Below are 15,373 nucleotides of genomic sequence, written 5' to 3' on the forward strand. Positions count from 1 at the left end.
GTGACTTCCACAAGAATCACTCGCGAACGTGTGCGGTTGTCTACGAAGCGTTCCACAGGCTCGGCCACGCGACGCCGAGCTCTCCGACGAGGCGCCGGATCGTGGAGAGCGACATGCCGACGACCGTCGACGGATCGCCGTCGACGCGCTCGATGAACGGCCCGCCGAGGCTGTCGATCGTGAACGCCCCGGCGACGTGGAGGGGTTCGCCCGTGGCGACGTACGCGTCGATCTCGGCGTCCGTCATGTCGGCGGCGAAGGAGACGGATGCCTCGGCGACCGCGTGCGCCTCGACGGGCTCCGCGTCCGCCGACAGCAGGAACACGCTGTGCCCTGAGTGCAGCACGCCCGTCCTGCCCCTCATCGCGTGCCAGCGGGCCGTCGCGACCTCGGGGGTGTGGGGCTTGCCGAGCACGGTGCCGTCGATCTCGAACATCGAGTCGCCGCCGATGACGACGCCGGTGAAGCCGTCGGCCGCCGCGCGTGCCGCGACATCCGCCGCCTTGCGTCGGGCGAGCAGCAGCACGTGTTCCGCAGGAGAGAGACGGCCCTCCACCCTCTCGACGGCGGCGATCACCTCGTCCTCGTCCACGTCCGGTGCGAGGGTCTCGGGCTCGATGCCGGCCTGCCGCAGCAGCATGAGACGGGCGGGCGAGGTCGAGGCCAGGAGCACGCGCATGACGTCCACGGTAACGGGTGTGGGATGCTCGAACACATGGTTTCCGCGGGGGATGCAGGCGATGAGCTCGAGCTCGACATCGAGGGCGTCGCGCACGGCGGGGTCTTCGTCGCGCGCCACGGTGCGGACGCTGAATCGCGCGGCCGTGTCGTGTTCGTCCCCGACGTCATCCCCGGCGAGCGCGTGCGCGTGCGGGTCACGCAGGGCGGCACGAAGTCCTTCTGGCGCGCCGAGGCCCTGGAGGTCCTGGATGCCTCGCCGCACCGTCGCCCGCACGTCTGGCCGCAGGCCGATATCGGCGTCGCGCCCGCGCACCGTCCGGGCGGCGCCGACTTCGGGCACATCGAGCTCGACCACCAGCGCGAGCTGAAGGGCCGCGTGATCGCCGACGCGATGCAGCGCATGGCCGGGCTCGACCTCCCGACGATCGCGGTCGCAGCGGCGGGCCCCGACGAGACGCCCGACGGCACCGGGTGGCGCACGCGCGTCAGCCTGCACGTGGACGACGCCGGCCGCATCGGCCCCTACGCCGCGCGCAGCCACGACATCGTCGAGGTCCCCGACCTTCCTCTCGCGACCCCCGCCGTCGCGCGGGCTGCGACGCGCCTCGCGTCCGGCAAGGCAGGGCGGATCGACCTCGTGCAGCCTGCGGACGGACGCGTACGCATCCTCAGTCGCCCGGCCGACGCCCGGAACCGGAGCGTGCACGGCCGGCACCTCGCGCACCTGAAGCCGGAGACGATCGTCGAGCGCGTCGGAGACCGCGAGTTCCGGCTGGATGCGGGCGGCTTCTGGCAGGTGCACCGGCTCGCCGCCACAGCCCTCACCGACGCCGTGCGCGCGGGCGTCGCCGGAGCGGGCGGAGTGGACCCGGATGCCGCGCACCTCGACCTGTATGGGGGAGTGGGCCTGTTCGCGGCCGCGATCGCCGAGGCCGGCGGGCCGCGCACACGCGTCACCTCGGTCGAGGCGGATGCCGCCGCCACAGAGTACGCGGGCGACAACCTCGCCGAGTGGGTCGGCGCCCGCGCCGAGACCGGACGCGTCGACCGATGGATCGGGGCACTCGCCGCATCCGCGTCCGCAGCGGAGCGTTCCCGGCTCTCCGCAGGCGTCACGCTGCTCGACCCGCCGCGCGCCGGCGCCGGACGCGAAGTCGTCGACGCGATCGCGTCGCTGGCACCCGCATCCGTCGTCTACGTCGCGTGCGACCCGGTCGCCCTCGCGCGCGACCTCGCGACGTTCCGCGGCCACGGCTACGGACCGGTGTCGCTCACGGCACTCGATCTCTTCCCGAACTCGCACCACGTCGAGACCGTCGCCGTCCTCCGCCGGGTGTGACTGGTTAGGCTGAGCCTCATGACGCGGGTGGCCCTGATCGACGACCACGAGTCGGTGCGACTCGGACTGGAAGCGGCGAGCGCCCGCACCGACGACCTCGACGCCGTCTTCTCCGGCAGCACCGTGACCGCGTACCTCGACTGGCGGCGCTTCAGCGCGGCGCGGCCCGCGGACGTCGTCGTGCTCGACCTCACGCTCGGCGACGGCACCACCATCAGCGAGAACGTGCGCCGGCTGACGTCCGACGGGTCGAGCGTCATCATCCACTCCGTCGCCGACCGGCCCGAGGCCGTGCGCGAGGCGCTCGCGGCGGGCGCCGCGGGCGTCATCAGCAAGGCGTCGCCCACCGAGGATGTGATCGCCGCCATCCGCACCGTCGCGCGGGGCGAGCTGCTCGACAACGTCGAGTGGGCGAGTGCGGTGGAGGGCGACCGCGCCTTCGCCGACGCGCAGCTCTCCCAGCGGGAGCGCGAGGTCCTCCGCCTCTACGCCGCAGGACTGCCGCTGAAGGTCGTCGCCGACCGCCTCGGAATCGCCTACTCCACCGCGAAGGAGAACATCACGCGGGTGCGCATGAAGTACCTGGATGTCGGCCGCACCGCCCGGACGAAGGTCGACCTCCTGCGCCGCGCGATGGAGGACGGCATCCTGGACGGCGCAGAGGACGCCGATGACGGCTGACGCGGTCGCGACGCGTCGTCGCGCACGCTCGTTCGGATCGTTCACGCGCACGCGCGTCGAGCGCATCCTCCAGATCGCGATCGCCTTCGGCTGCATCGCGCTGGGGTCGCAGGCGTTCTTCGCGGCGCTCGGTGTCGCCGAGGAGGGTGCGCGGTGGCACATCCCGCTGACGGCTGCGACCTTCGCCAGCCTCCTCGCGGCGATCGTCGCCGCGCTCGCCGGGCGTGCGGTGCGCGTGTTCACCGGACTGTTCCCCGTCGTCTACGTCGCAGTGCTCGTGCTGTGGCCGTTCGCGGCCGGCGGTTCGCATCCGGAGCCGACGGGACCTTCCCCGTGGATCTTCTACCTCATCAACGTCGCGACGGTCGTGACGATCCTCGCCTACCCGCTCTGGCTGCAGATCGTCGCGACGGTCCTCATCCCGCTCCTCTACGGATTCGTGCGGCTGCTGCAGACCGGCTTCGGGCAGGACTTCCTGATCTACGTGATCCTGGACGTGTCCTTCGCCCTCATCCTCGGCGGCATCCTCGTCGCCCTGGGCTGGGTGTTCCGGGCGGTGGCGGACGATGTGGATGCGGCCCGCGCCCGCGCCGTCGAGTCCTACGCCGCGGCCGCAGCGACCGATGCGACGGAGCAGGAGCGCGTGTCGGTCGCGGCCCTGATGCACGACAGCGTCCTGGCCGCGCTCCTCGCGATCTCCCGCGCGACCTCCGCCCGTGAGCAGGCGCTGGCGGTCGCCATGGCGCGGGAGGCGCTCACGCGGCTCGCGAACGCCGAGCGCGACGCGGAGATCGGCAGTGACGCCCCCATCCCGATGGAGGCGTTCGCGGATGCGGTGGAGAACGCGGGACTGGAGTTCGGGGTCGCGCCGCCGACGAGAAGGCACATCGCCGAGGATGCCGGCACGATCCCGGAGAGCGTGGCGCGCGCCCTCGTGCTCGCCGCCACGCAGGCGATCGCCAACTCCATCCAGCACGCGGACGGCCATGGGCTCCACCTCGAGGTCGATGTATCGCGTGCGTCGCCTCGCGTCACGGTGCTGATCGCGGACACCGGGCCCGGATTCGATGCGGATGCAGTGCCCGACGACCGGCTCGGGATCCGCGCCTCCATCAACGCCCGCGTCGCGGCCGTCGGCGGGCGCACGCGCATCCAGAGCGGCTCGGACGGCACGCGCGTCGTCCTCGAGTGGGACATGCAGCCGGGAGGTGAGCAGGCGTGAACTTCAGCGTCCGGCACGTCCTCATCGGTCTTGCCGTCGCCTTCACGGCGTACCTGTCCGCACGCGGACTGTGGTGGGCCCCCGGATCCGTGGACCACCCGATCGGGATGGTCGCCTCCCTCATCGCGTACCTCGTGACGACCTGGCTGTGCCTCCTCGTCGAACCGCGGGGGCGCCCGCAGACGAGGGACGATGTGCCTCTGACGGCGGGGTCGCGGGGGCCGGTCCCTCTGCCGACGTGGGCCGCGGGGCTCGCGGTCGTGCTCGCCGCGTACCTGCCGACGGCCCTCACCCTGTCGGCAGGCGCCGCCTCCACCCATGCCCCGTACGTGACGTGGTACGTCGGAGGAATCGGCGCGCTCATGACGATCGTGATGGTCCGCCGTCGTACATGGTGGGCATGGGCGGGCACCGCCGTGCTCGCCGTCGTGTCCTCCGTGTGGCTCGGGCCGAAGGACGCTCTCGCCCTCGGGCTCGTCGGCTCGGTCGTGTGGGTCGGTGTCGCGCAGCTGCTGATGCGCTCCTTCGATCGCGCGGCCCGCGACACCACTCAGCTCCAGGAGCTGCAGGCCGCCGCGTCGTCCTGGCAGGCCGCGCAGGCCGGCCGCCGGCGGGAACGCCGGGTGCAGGTCCAGCGCGCGCTCACGATCGCGGGGCCGGTGCTCACGAGGGCCATCGAGGTCGGCGGGGCATTCGGGGCGGAGGATCGCGCCGAGGCGGCGATCGCCGAGGGTCGCCTGCGCGACGAGCTGCGCGGCGGACGCCTGCTCGATGATGCGGTCCGCAGCGCCCTTGACGGCGCCAGGCGGCGGGGCGCTGTCGTCACCGTCTACGACGAGGGCGGGCTCGACGACCTGTCGGAGTCCGCGCTCGCGATCGTGCGACGCCAGCTCGCGGATGCCGTCGGCAGTGCTCAGTCGGGGCGTCTGTTCGTGCGCACGTCCGCAGACACGCAGATCGCGGTCACCGTCGTCGGCAGGTCCGCCGGAGAGGGCGGCCACGGCGAGGAGGAGACCGTCGACCTGTGGCGCGAGATCGCCCGGCCGTTCTGACGCGATCGCGCGCCGTCCGACGCGGGCGACCACGAGGTCCGACGCACGGTAGGGCGAATCACGATCCGGCGCACAGCATGCGCCCCGGTCCCCGAGCCCGTCGAGGGGGAGAAGAGGCGAGGGGCGGCGAAGCCGCCCGCCCCTCGCCTTGCGCAGACGGTTACCCGAAAACCGTCTGCAAGGGGCCGAATCCTGTGCTCGTCAAACCCTGTCCGAGCAGGTCGGCCGAACGCGAAAGCGTTCCAGCTCCACTATTCTGACAAACACGCCAGCCCGGCGTCTGTAGGTATTTTGGGGGACAAATATTCGGGCTCAGCGGGCCCAGAGATTCCAGCCGCGTTCGCGCTGCAACGGTGCCCGGAGTCCGCGCGTCGAAAGGTCCCACGCGGTGCGCCGGGGGGCGTTGCCGGCGACGGCGTCTTCGGTCTCCGTCGAATACGCCTCGCTGACGACGGCGATGAGGGCGGCGAGCTCTTCGTCGCTCGGCCGGCCGTGGAGCACGTCGATGCCCAGCGGCTTGTCATCCCCCCCGGTCATAGCGGGATGTTACCGTGCTTCTTCGCGGGCAGGCTGGCGCGCTTCCCGCGAAGGGCGCGCAGCGCCTTGGCGATCGAGACGCGCGTGTGCGCGGGCTCGATGATGCCGTCGAGCTCGCCGCGCTCGGCCGCGAGGAACGGGGATGCCACGTTGTACGTGTACTCGTTCGCCAGCCGCGTGCGCACGGCGGCGATGTCCTCGCCCGCCTCCTCGGCGCGCTTGAGCTCGCCGCGGTAGAGGATGTTGACGGCGCCCTGCCCGCCCATCACCGCGATCTCCGCGGTCGGCCACGCGAGGTTGACGTCGGCGCCGAGCTGCTTCGAGCCCATGACGATGTACGCGCCGCCGTAGGCCTTGCGGAGGATGACGGTCACGAGCGGCACGGTCGCCTCCGCGTACGCGTACAGCAGCTTCGCGCCGCGGCGGATGACGCCGGTCCACTCCTGGTCGGTGCCGGGGAGGTAGCCCGGGACGTCCACGAGGGTCACGATCGGGACCGAGAACGCGTCGCAGAACCGCACGAAGCGGCTCGCCTTCTCGCCGGCCTCGATGTTCAGCGTGCCGGCCATCTGCGACGGCTGGTTGGCGATGATGCCCACGGTCCGGCCCTCGATGCGCCCGAAGCCGATGACGATGTTCGGGGCGAACAGCGGCTGCACCTCGAGGAAGTCGCCCGCATCCACGATGTGCGCGATCACCTGGTGCATGTCGTACGGCTGGTTGGGCGAGTCGGGGATGACGGTGTTCAGGAACTGGTCGGCATCCGTCGTCTCCCACTCGAAGTCCGACTCGTAATAGGGGAGCTCGGCCATGTTGTTGTCCGGCAGGAAGCCGAGGAGGCTGCGGACGTAGTCGATCGCGTCGTCCTCGTCATCGGCCAGGTAGTGCGCGACGCCCGAGCGGGTGTTGTGCGTGTGCGCGCCGCCCAGCTCTTCCATCCCGACGTCCTCGCCGGTGACGGTCTTGATGACGTCGGGGCCGGTGACGAACATCTGGCTCGTCTTGTCGACCATGACGACGAAGTCGGTGAGGGCGGGGGAGTACACGGCGCCGCCGGCTGCCGGGCCCATGATGATCGAGATCTGCGGGATGACGCCGGAGGCCGCGGTGTTCAGGCGGAAGATCTCGCCGTACTTGCCGAGCGCGACCACACCCTCCTGGATGCGGGCGCCACCGGAGTCCAGCATGCCGATGCAGGGCATGCCGTTGCGCATCGCGAACTCCATGACCTTGATGATCTTGTCGCCGGCCACCTCCCCGAGCGATCCGCCGAAGGTCGAGAAGTCCTGTGCGTACACCGCGACGGTGCGTCCGTTGATCGTGCCGATGCCCGTGACGACGGAGTCGCCGTACGGTCGCGACCGGTCCATGCCGAACGCCGTCGTGCGGTGGCGCACGTACTCGTCGAGCTCCGTGAAGGACCCGCGGTCCACGAGCAGCTCGATGCGCTCGCGGGCGGTCAGCTTGCCCTTCGCATGCTGCTTCTCGAGGGCGTTCTTCTCGGGATGGACGACGGCTTCCTGAAAGCGCTGACGCAGGTCGGCGATCTTGCCGGCGGTCGTCGAGAGGTCGAGCTGATCGGTCACCGTTCCACACTAGCGAGCGGCGCCCCGCGACGGTTGGAGGGTGCACACAAGGCCTCGCGTCGTCCACTGTGCGCAGTCTCCTGGGGCTATCGTGGCGACATGGAGGATCTTCCCCGTTCGCGCGCTGCATCCACCCGCCTCGACGTCGTCGCCCAGACGGGCTCTACGAACGCCGATCTCGTCGCCGCGGTGGTCGCCCATCCGACCGCCTGGCCGCACATGTCCGTCCTCGTCACGGACGATCAGCGGTCGGGCCGCGGCCGGCTCGACCGAACGTGGGTGACGCCGCCCGGCGCGGCCCTCGCCGTCTCGGTGCTCCTCGACGTCTCCCGGATCCCGCTGTCCTCGCGCGGATGGGTGCCGCTCGTCGCCGGAGCGGCCATGGCGCGCGCCGTCGGCGCGATGCTGACCGGCACGACGCACACCGCAGGCTTGAAATGGCCGAACGACGTGCTCGTCGACGGCGCGAAGATCTGCGGCATCCTCGCCGAGGGCGTTCCCGGAAGCGGCGACCTGGTGGTGGTGGGCTCGGGCGTGAACACGCACATGACGAGCGACGACCTCCCCGTCCGCACGGCGACGTCGTTCGCAGCGCTCGGGGTCGCGGTCGACGAGGACGCACTCCTGTCCACCTACCTCCACGCGCTGTCGGAGCAGATCGCTGCACTCACCGAAGCGCGCGGGGATGCGGTCGCGGCCGGGCTCCGCGGCGAGGTCGAAGTCCTCTGCGTCACACTCGGCCGCGAGGTGCGCGTGCTCCTGCCCGACGGGTCGGAGGTGCGGGGCATCGCCCGCCGGCTCGCGGGCGACGGATCTCTCGTGATCGAGCCCCTCGTCGGACAGGAGATGGTCATCGCCGCGGGGGACATCGTCCACCTGCGCTGATCACGCGTATTGTGTGATCCCGCCTCCGGATGCCCGGTGGCGCACGTGCCCGGTGTCATGATGGTGACGTGACGCAGGGGAGCATCGGGGGGCGCCCGCTGACACCGGCGCCGGGGATCCCGACGCCGGAGCTCCGCGTCGCCCGTTTCCGCGGTCATGCCCGTCGGCTCACGTGGTGCGCGCTCGTGCTGATCGTGACGGCGGGTGCGGTCGGCTACTTCTACGGGAACCTCCGCACGCCGTTCACGAACTGGATGCTGCTGGCCGCAGGCGGCGCCATCGTGCTGCTGCTCGTCATCCTGCCGTTCCTGTCGTGGTGGGGGCGGGTCTACACGATCACCACACGTCGCGTCATCGTGCGAGGCGGTTTCGGCGGCCACCCGCGCGAGTTCATGCACGTGCAGGGCTACACGATCCAGATGCGCCGCGGCCCGCTGCAGCGGATGTGGGGCGCCGGCACCCTCACCCTGCGCAACGGCATCGACGAACCGCTGCGGCTCGTCGACATCCCGAGCGTCGTGCTCGTCCATGAGGTCCTCGTCGACCAGGTCGAGGTGAGCCAGATCCTCGCGCACCGCGAGCTCCCGCTGCCCGGGATGAACACCGCCGACATCCCCCCCCGCCCGCCGCGCCCGGTGTAGTCCGTCTGGGACGGCGCCCGACTGGCGCGCCCGCTGTCGCGGGTGCGCGAGAATAGCGGGGTCGAGAGGAGCGGGATGGCCCTGCGAGTCGGAGTGGTCGGCGGCGGACAGCTGGCGCGGATGATGATCGCCCCGGCGGTCGAACTCGGGGTCGAGCTGCGCGTGCTCGCCGAAGAGGAGGGGATGTCCGCATCCCTTGCGGCATCCGCGGTGGGCGACTACCGCGATGCGGAGACCATCCTCGCGTTCGCCCGCGACGTGGATGTCGTGACGTTCGACCACGAGCACGTCCCGCAGGACGTGCTGCACGCGCTCGTCGACGCGGGCGTCGCCGTGCACCCCGGCCCCGACGCGCTCCAGTACGCGCAGGACAAGCTCGCGATGCGCGCCAAGCTCGACGAACTCGGGATGCCGCAGCCGGACTGGGCGTCGGTCTCCGACGAGGCATCCCTGCAGGCGTTCATCGACGACCACGGTGGGCGGGCGGTCGTGAAGACCCCGCGCGGCGGCTACGACGGCAAGGGCGTGCGCGTCGTCTCGGCAGCGTCCGAGGCCGCGGACTGGCTCGCCGACGGCGGACCGCTCCTCGCGGAGCAGCTCGTCGACTTCACGCGCGAGCTCGCTCAGCAGGTCGCCCGCCGCCCGTCGGGCGACGTCGTCGCCTACCCGGTCGTCGAGACCGTGCAGCGCGACGGAGTGTGCGCCGAGGTCATCGCACCCGCCCCGCACGCCCCCGAGCGCCTCGCCGAGATCGCCGCGCAGGTCGGCGTCGCGATCGCAGAGGGGCTCGGCGTCACCGGGATGCTCGCCGTCGAGCTCTTCGAGACGACCGACCAGCGCATCCTCGTCAACGAGCTCGCGATGCGCCCGCACAACTCGGGGCACTGGACGCAGGACGGCGCGTGGACGAGCCAGTTCGAGCAGCACCTGCGGGCCGTCCTCGATCTGCCCCTCGGCGATCCCTCGCCGCGTGCGGCGTGGTCGGTGATGGTGAACATCCTCGGGGGCCCCGCATCCGACTCCCTCGACGCGCGGTTCGCGGCGGCGATGGCCGACCACCCGGACGCGAAGATCCACACGTACGGGAAGGCGCCCCGGCCCGGCCGCAAGGTCGGACACGTGAACGTCACGGGGGACGACCTGGATGACGTGACCTACGACGCCCGTTCGGCGGCATCCCACTTCCTCGACTGACCGGCACAGGGCCCGAACCCGTCGAGGTCCCGAGCCTGTCGAGGGGTCGTACCGTCCGGTCCCCGAGCTTGGGCCCACGTGCCCGGAGGCTCCGTGCGGCGCGCCAGCGCCGTGTGGAGTGGGCGTGGGGAGCGAGGGGCCGACCCGGGTCGCGCCGTTGCGCGGAACTCGCAGGCAAGCGGCCTAGCCTGGAACGGTGACCGAGCCGCTGCATTCGTCCACGTCCCCCCTCGTCGGCGTCGTGATGGGTTCCGACTCCGACTGGCGCGTGATGGGCGACGCCTCCGCCGTGCTGTCCGAGTTCGGCATCGCGCACGAGGTCGAGGTCGTCTCGGCCCACCGCACACCGGACAAGCTCGTCCGATACGGGCGCGAAGCGCGCGCCCGCGGCCTCAAGGTGATCATCGCGGGAGCCGGCGGCGCCGCGCACCTGCCGGGCATGCTGGCATCCGTCACGGCGCTCCCGGTCGTCGGGGTGCCCGTCCCGCTCGCGCTCCTGGACGGCATGGACTCGCTCCTGTCCATCGTGCAGATGCCTGCCGGCATCCCGGTCGCGACCGTCTCGATCGGCGGGGCGAAGAACGCAGGACTGCTCGCCGCGCGCATCATCGGGACGGAGGATCCGGCGGTCGCCGACGCCGTCGAGAAGTACGCGCGCGACCTCGAGGCGCAGGTCGAGGAGAAGAACCTCCGGCTGAAGGCGTCGCTATGAGCAGTGCTGTAGGGGGTGCTGCGGGAGGCCTCGTCGAAGAGCGGCCGCTCCGCTATCCCGACGCCTCGTCCCCGGAGGTCATGGAGAACCGCGGCTGGTGGCTCGTCGGCATGAACTTCCTCCTGCCCGGCTCGGCGCAGGTGCTGGCCGGCAACCGGAGGCTCGGACGGTTCGGCATCGCGGCGACGCTCGCGCTGTGGGTGCTCGCGATCGTCGGCGTCATCGCGGCGCTGCTGTGGCGCACTGCCCTCGTGACCCTGCTGACGAACACGTTCTTCCTGCTGTTCCTCGAAGCGCTGATCATCGGGTACATCGTGCTGTGGGTGATCCTCACGATCGACACGCTGCGGCTCGTGCGGTTCGTCAAGGTCCGCGGATGGGCGCGGGTCGGCATCCCGATCCTCGCGATCTCCCTGCTCGTCGCGAGCGGTGCGGTGGCGGGCAAGGGCGCGGTCATCGCCGACTCCGCCCGCGGGGCCATCGGCACGATCTTCGCCGCCAGCGGACCTTCCGAGCCCCCGAGCGACGGCTACTACAACATCCTCCTTCTCGGCGGGGACGACGGTCAGGGCCGCGACTCTATGCGGTTCGACAGCATCTCGGTGGTCTCGATCAACGCAGACACGGGGCAGATCGCGCGCACCGGCGTCCCGCGAGACCTCGCCGGCTTCCCGTTCGTCGACGGCAGCCCGATGCGCACGCTCTATCCCACGGTGCACAAGGGCCACAGCGACGCCAAGTGCGGCTGGGGCGGCGGGATCAACCAGCTCAACACCGAGGTGGGAGTCTGCAAGCACGGTTCGTCGCTGTATCCGGATGCTGTCAGCCAGGGCTCCACGCCATCGATCGAGGCGACGCGCGACGCCGTCGAAGGGATCACGGGGCTGAAGATCCAGTACTACCTGCTGATGAACTACGGCGGGTTCGCGCAGCTCGTCGACGCTCTGGGAGGCGTCGACATCACCGTCACGCAGCGTCTGCCCGAGGGCGGCCCGTCCTACGACGGCGAGCCCGTGCAGAAGTGGGCGACGGGATGGATCGAGCCCGGCAAGCAGCACATGGATGGCAACACCGCCCAGTGGTACGCGCGCTCGCGAGAGACCACGAGCGACTTCGACCGCGTCAAGCGGCAGTCCGAGCTGCAGGACGCGATCCTCAAGCAGGCGAACCCGGCGAATCTCCTCACGCGCTTCCAGGAGGTCGCCGCCGCCGGCACCAACCTCTTCAAGACCGACATCCCCGAGTCGATGCTCGGCTACCTCGCCGATCTCGGCGTGAAGTCGAAGTCGCATCCGTCGCCGTCGATCGTGCTCGACCCGAACGCCGGCGTCGACCAGTTCCACCCCGATGTCGTCTACGTGAAGCAGCGGATCCAGGCGATGCTGCATCCCCCGACTCCGACGCCGAAGGGATGAGCGCGTGACCACCACGCTGCGAGTGGTGCTCGACACCGATGCCGAGCCGGATGTGGCGCGCGCCGCGGTCGAGCTCGCCCGCGCCCTCGTACGGACCGCGCCGAGCGGCTGCGAGGTCGCCGCGATCGTGCCAGGCGGATCGGAGCCATCCGTTCCCGGTCTCGCCGACGTGCGGAGGCTGACGTTCGGCCGCCGCGAACTGCTCACCGCGTGGCAGCTGGGAGTGACCGCGGGTGTCGGCGGCGGGCTGATCCATGCGCCGTCCCTGCTCGCCCCGCTGACGCGACACGACCGCGTGCACGACAACGACCAGACGGTCGTCACGCTGTGGGACCTCGATGCGTGGGAGGCGCCGTCACTCCTGCCGCGAGGAGTCGCCGCCTGGCAGAGGGCGATGCTCAAGCGCGCGCAGAAGCACGCTGACGCGGTCGTCGTGCCGACGCACGCGATGGCGGCATCCCTGGAGGCCGTGTCGAAGCTCGCCGGACGCATCCGCGTGATCTCCGGAGCCGCCCCTACCGGCTTCGCCGTGCCGACGGATGCCGTGGGCCGCCGCCGCACCATGGGCGTGCCTGAGGGCACCATCGTGGTCGCGGGTATCGACGGGGTGGATGTCGCCTTCGAGGCGTTGGCGGCGGCACGAGTGTCGCTTCCGGTGATCGTGCTGGATGCGGGGGAGGGCGACGAGCCCGCGATCGCCGATCATGCGGCGGCTGCCGGCATCCCGGAGTCGCATCTGCACGTGCGCGGTCCGCTCGACGACGCCGACCGCGCGGCGCTGCTGGACGGTGCGCTGGTGCTCGTCGCCCCCTCGGTGCGCTCGGCCTTCCCGTGGCGGGTGGTGGATGCGCTGGCGCTCGGGGTGCCGGTCATCGCGGCGTCATCCGACGTCCACCGCGACGTCCTCGCGGATGGCGGGACGCTCGTCTCGCCGGACGGTCTCGGCGAGGCGCTTCTCTCGGTGCTCGGTTCCGGAGATTCTCTTGACAGAATGTCAGTGCGCGCCGCCGACCGCGGTCGTGCTTTCTCCTGGCGAGACGCCGCCGAGCGCGTGTGGCAGCTGCACGCCGACCTGTAGCGCGGGCTGATTCTCCGGAGCGACAGACGGACGCACGGTGCGCTCCACTGCCGCATCGAACGCGGACCAGGAGTGATTCTCCGCGGCGAAGGCATGCGCGCCGGTGATCAGCGTGCGCCGCAACCCCGGATCCTGGATGAGTGTCTCGACCGCCTGCGCATAGCCGGCGATGTCGTCTGGGCCACGGGTGAGGATGCCCGTCTCTCCAGTGATCACGATGTTGGAGACACCCCCGACATCGGAGGCGATGACGGGCAGCCCGAGGAGCATCGACTGGACCAGCACGAGCGGGAGGCCCTCGGACTGCGACGTCAGCAGCAGCGCGTGATACTCATTGGTCGCGAGCGCGGCGAGCCCGCCGCTGTACGGACCTCGGTAGATCACGCCCGCTTCCGCAAGATCGTGCATGAGCGTGTCCCCGTCCTGTGTGAGAACGCGCTGGCCCCAGACCTCGATGACCGCGGGGAGGTCGCGCCGCCGGAGCTCGGCGGTCAGCTCGATGAGCACGTCGGGTCGCTTCTCCCCGTCGAGACGGTGAGGCCACAGGAGCCGGAACGGGTGCGTCGAGGAGAACTCCTCGTCGCGATACGCCGCCGTCTCGGTCTCGAGGGCCGGAATATCGTCCATCGCGGGCTGCCGATGCACGACGATGCGCTCGTGGGGCAGAGCGAGGATGTCCTCGATCAGTGCCGCTGTCGCGGTGTTGTCGGTGATGACACCGTCGAGCAGATCGAGGTAGTCCCGTTGGCTGTCATCTGTGATCGGGTTGGTCGGATACCCGTTCCCGATGCGGTCGAACGCGAAGAGTGTCACGAATGCTCGCGTTTCATCCAGGATCGGTCGGGCGTAGGTCTGCAGGGCATCGCTGAAGTGGAAGCAGTTCACGGACACGATGAGCTCAGGGCGTGCGAGCACGATGAGCTGGGCGATGAACCGGTTTCGCATGCCCTGATCGAGTGCGAGCCAACGCTCGTCGAGATTCACGACGTTGATCGAGTCCGGGATCAGGTCCCGGCGGGTGCGCTCCGGAGGAAAGGTCGCCAGGATCGTGACGCGACCCGAGTATGCCGGCAGGCTGTTGAGCGCCTTGGCATAGTTGAGGGACACCAGGTCCGCGCCCCCGACGCCCAGCCAGGGGACCATCACGAGAACCTGGCCGCGGGTTCCGATCTCGTTCAGGGCTCGCTCGAGCCACTCGGCATATCCGTCATCATGTGCGTGCCAGACAGGCAGCGAGTGGACCTGCAGGGCAGTCCAGGAAGCCGCCGGCTCGATCTCGACGATGGCTGACAGGGCCTCCTCGAGGGCCGGCGACATGGCAGGGGGCGGTGGCGCGATCGGGGGCTCGCCCGCGCCGAGCCGGAACACCCACCGGACACCCCGGTAGATGGCGTGCTTCGCCTCGAAGCTGAGCCACCCCGTCGACCAGCGCGCGGCGGGAAGCACGGCTCGGTATGCGCGATGTCCCAGACCGCGCAGTCCGTCGGGCTTGCTGGCCTCTTCGGCGGGCACCGGAGGTCGGGCGACAAGGGGAAGGGCTCTCCGGAGCCCTTCGAGATCGAATGCCGGAAGCATCGAGAGTGCGTGTCGATTGTTCACGCCGCCGCGCTCACGCACCCGATAGAAGAAAACCGAGTCAGGGGCAACGACATGCGTGATGCCTCGTGCTGCGGTGTCGATGTTCCACGTCCAGTCCTCCGGTCCGTATCCCGAACCCGGGTGGAGAGAGCGATACGGGAGTTCGAGGTAGAGAGAGCGCGCGGCGACGGCGGACGAGGGCCACAGGTTGTGTCGCACGAGATCCCGGTAGGAGACCTCTTGATTATCGGTCGAGTCGGTCCGCCAGATGACCGATCGCGCTCCGAAGCTGATCACGTACTCGGGGTGTACGACGGTCGACTGCCGTGCGCGCAGGACGTCGAGCGCAGCGGCGAAGTAGTTCTCCGACACGAGGTCGTCGCCGTCCACGAATCCGATGAATTGCCCGCGAGCGTCGATGGCGCCCGCGTTTCGTGAGGCTCCCGACTCTCCGAGCGAGACTTCGAGAGTCCGCACGTCGAAGTCAAGGTCTTTCCTATTGCTCCATCGCTGTGCTTCGGCGATCGTTCTCGCGTCGGCGTTGTCGCAGACGATGAGGATCTCCGATCGGATGCCGGACGAGACGGCCATGGCCACAGCCGCGCTTACCGAGCGGAGTGTGGGACGGAGCAGCCGTCCCTCGGCATGCGCCGTCACGATCGCGGTCAGTTCGGGTGAGACCTGGGCAAACAGAGCAACTCCTCAAGTAAATGCACACGACGCAAATCCGCCTCGATTCTCCCATGTCTCGGGGTCGCGGAATCGCAGCGCC

At 70.4% G+C, this 15,373-nt stretch carries 14 protein-coding genes; 10 read left to right on the forward strand and 4 right to left on the reverse strand.

Features of this window, described 5'->3' with window-relative positions; all coding sequences use genetic code 11:
• Positions 1 to 40: 40 nt before the first annotated feature.
• Entirely contained in the window at positions 41 to 679 is a 639-nt protein-coding gene (locus tag QSV35_RS13155; RefSeq protein ID WP_286289239.1) for a Maf family protein, read from the reverse strand.
• A 36-nt stretch (positions 680 to 715) separates the two neighbouring features.
• On the opposite strand from QSV35_RS13155, the gene QSV35_RS13160 reads away from it, so the two are divergent.
• The 4 genes from QSV35_RS13160 to QSV35_RS13175 are packed head-to-tail and all read left to right on the forward strand — an operon-like array spanning position 716 to position 4,975.
• Positions 716 to 2,020, forward strand: a complete 1,305-nt coding sequence (locus tag QSV35_RS13160) for a class I SAM-dependent RNA methyltransferase (RefSeq protein ID WP_286289240.1) — start codon at positions 716 to 718, stop codon at positions 2,018 to 2,020.
• A gap of 18 nt (positions 2,021 to 2,038) precedes the next feature.
• Complete coding sequence (locus QSV35_RS13165) at positions 2,039 to 2,701, forward strand: response regulator transcription factor (protein WP_286289241.1); 663 nt, start codon at positions 2,039 to 2,041, stop codon at positions 2,699 to 2,701.
• The gene (locus tag QSV35_RS13170) at positions 2,691 to 3,923 is read left to right on the forward strand and encodes a sensor histidine kinase (RefSeq protein ID WP_286289242.1); all 1,233 of its coding nucleotides are present in this window, start codon (positions 2,691 to 2,693) and stop codon (positions 3,921 to 3,923) included. Before QSV35_RS13165 ends, QSV35_RS13170 begins: the two co-directional genes overlap by 11 nt.
• Positions 3,920 to 4,975, forward strand: a complete 1,056-nt coding sequence (locus QSV35_RS13175) for a hypothetical protein (RefSeq protein WP_286289243.1) — start codon at positions 3,920 to 3,922, stop codon at positions 4,973 to 4,975. Before QSV35_RS13170 ends, QSV35_RS13175 begins: the two co-directional genes overlap by 4 nt.
• 312 nt (positions 4,976 to 5,287) lie before the next feature.
• On the opposite strand, the gene QSV35_RS13180 is transcribed toward QSV35_RS13175, so the two are convergent.
• Both QSV35_RS13180 and QSV35_RS13185 read right to left on the reverse strand, forming a co-directional pair.
• Complete coding sequence (locus QSV35_RS13180) at positions 5,288 to 5,512, reverse strand: acyl-CoA carboxylase subunit epsilon (RefSeq protein ID WP_286289244.1); 225 nt, start codon at positions 5,510 to 5,512, stop codon at positions 5,288 to 5,290.
• Entirely contained in the window at positions 5,509 to 7,098 is a 1,590-nt protein-coding gene (locus QSV35_RS13185; RefSeq protein WP_286289245.1) for an acyl-CoA carboxylase subunit beta, read from the reverse strand. Before QSV35_RS13185 ends, QSV35_RS13180 begins: the two co-directional genes overlap by 4 nt.
• A gap of 99 nt (positions 7,099 to 7,197) precedes the next feature.
• On the opposite strand from QSV35_RS13185, the gene QSV35_RS13190 reads away from it, so the two are divergent.
• The 6 genes from QSV35_RS13190 to QSV35_RS13215 all read left to right on the forward strand — a co-directional run bounded on the left by QSV35_RS13190 (position 7,198) and on the right by QSV35_RS13215 (position 13,023).
• Positions 7,198 to 7,983: a biotin--[acetyl-CoA-carboxylase] ligase gene (locus QSV35_RS13190; RefSeq protein WP_286289246.1), complete on the forward strand. Its 786-nt coding sequence runs from the start codon at positions 7,198 to 7,200 to the stop codon at positions 7,981 to 7,983.
• A gap of 68 nt (positions 7,984 to 8,051) precedes the next feature.
• The gene (locus QSV35_RS13195) at positions 8,052 to 8,624 is read left to right on the forward strand and encodes a PH domain-containing protein (protein ID WP_286289247.1); all 573 of its coding nucleotides are present in this window, start codon (positions 8,052 to 8,054) and stop codon (positions 8,622 to 8,624) included.
• Between the two features lie 75 nt (positions 8,625 to 8,699).
• Positions 8,700 to 9,818 (forward strand): 5-(carboxyamino)imidazole ribonucleotide synthase, encoded by a 1,119-nt coding sequence (locus QSV35_RS13200; protein ID WP_286289249.1) that lies wholly within the window; start codon positions 8,700 to 8,702, stop codon positions 9,816 to 9,818.
• A gap of 244 nt (positions 9,819 to 10,062) precedes the next feature.
• Positions 10,063 to 10,530 (forward strand): 5-(carboxyamino)imidazole ribonucleotide mutase, encoded by a 468-nt coding sequence (gene purE, locus QSV35_RS13205; RefSeq protein ID WP_286289545.1) that lies wholly within the window; start codon positions 10,063 to 10,065, stop codon positions 10,528 to 10,530.
• Positions 10,527 to 11,945 (forward strand): LCP family protein, encoded by a 1,419-nt coding sequence (locus QSV35_RS13210; protein ID WP_286289250.1) that lies wholly within the window; start codon positions 10,527 to 10,529, stop codon positions 11,943 to 11,945. Before purE ends, QSV35_RS13210 begins: the two co-directional genes overlap by 4 nt.
• Before the next feature lie 4 nt (positions 11,946 to 11,949).
• Positions 11,950 to 13,023, forward strand: coding sequence for a glycosyltransferase (locus QSV35_RS13215; protein WP_286289251.1), 1,074 nt, complete (start codon positions 11,950 to 11,952; stop codon positions 13,021 to 13,023).
• On the opposite strand, the gene QSV35_RS13220 is transcribed toward QSV35_RS13215, so the two are convergent.
• Positions 12,940 to 15,294, reverse strand: a complete 2,355-nt coding sequence (locus QSV35_RS13220; protein WP_353618981.1) for a glycosyltransferase — start codon at positions 15,292 to 15,294, stop codon at positions 12,940 to 12,942. The genes QSV35_RS13215 and QSV35_RS13220 overlap by 84 nt on opposite strands.
• Positions 15,295 to 15,373: the final 79 nt, after the last annotated feature.

It is taken from the genome of Microbacterium candidum (assembly GCF_030315975.1).
Taxonomy (GTDB): domain Bacteria; phylum Actinomycetota; class Actinomycetes; order Actinomycetales; family Microbacteriaceae; genus Microbacterium; species Microbacterium candidum.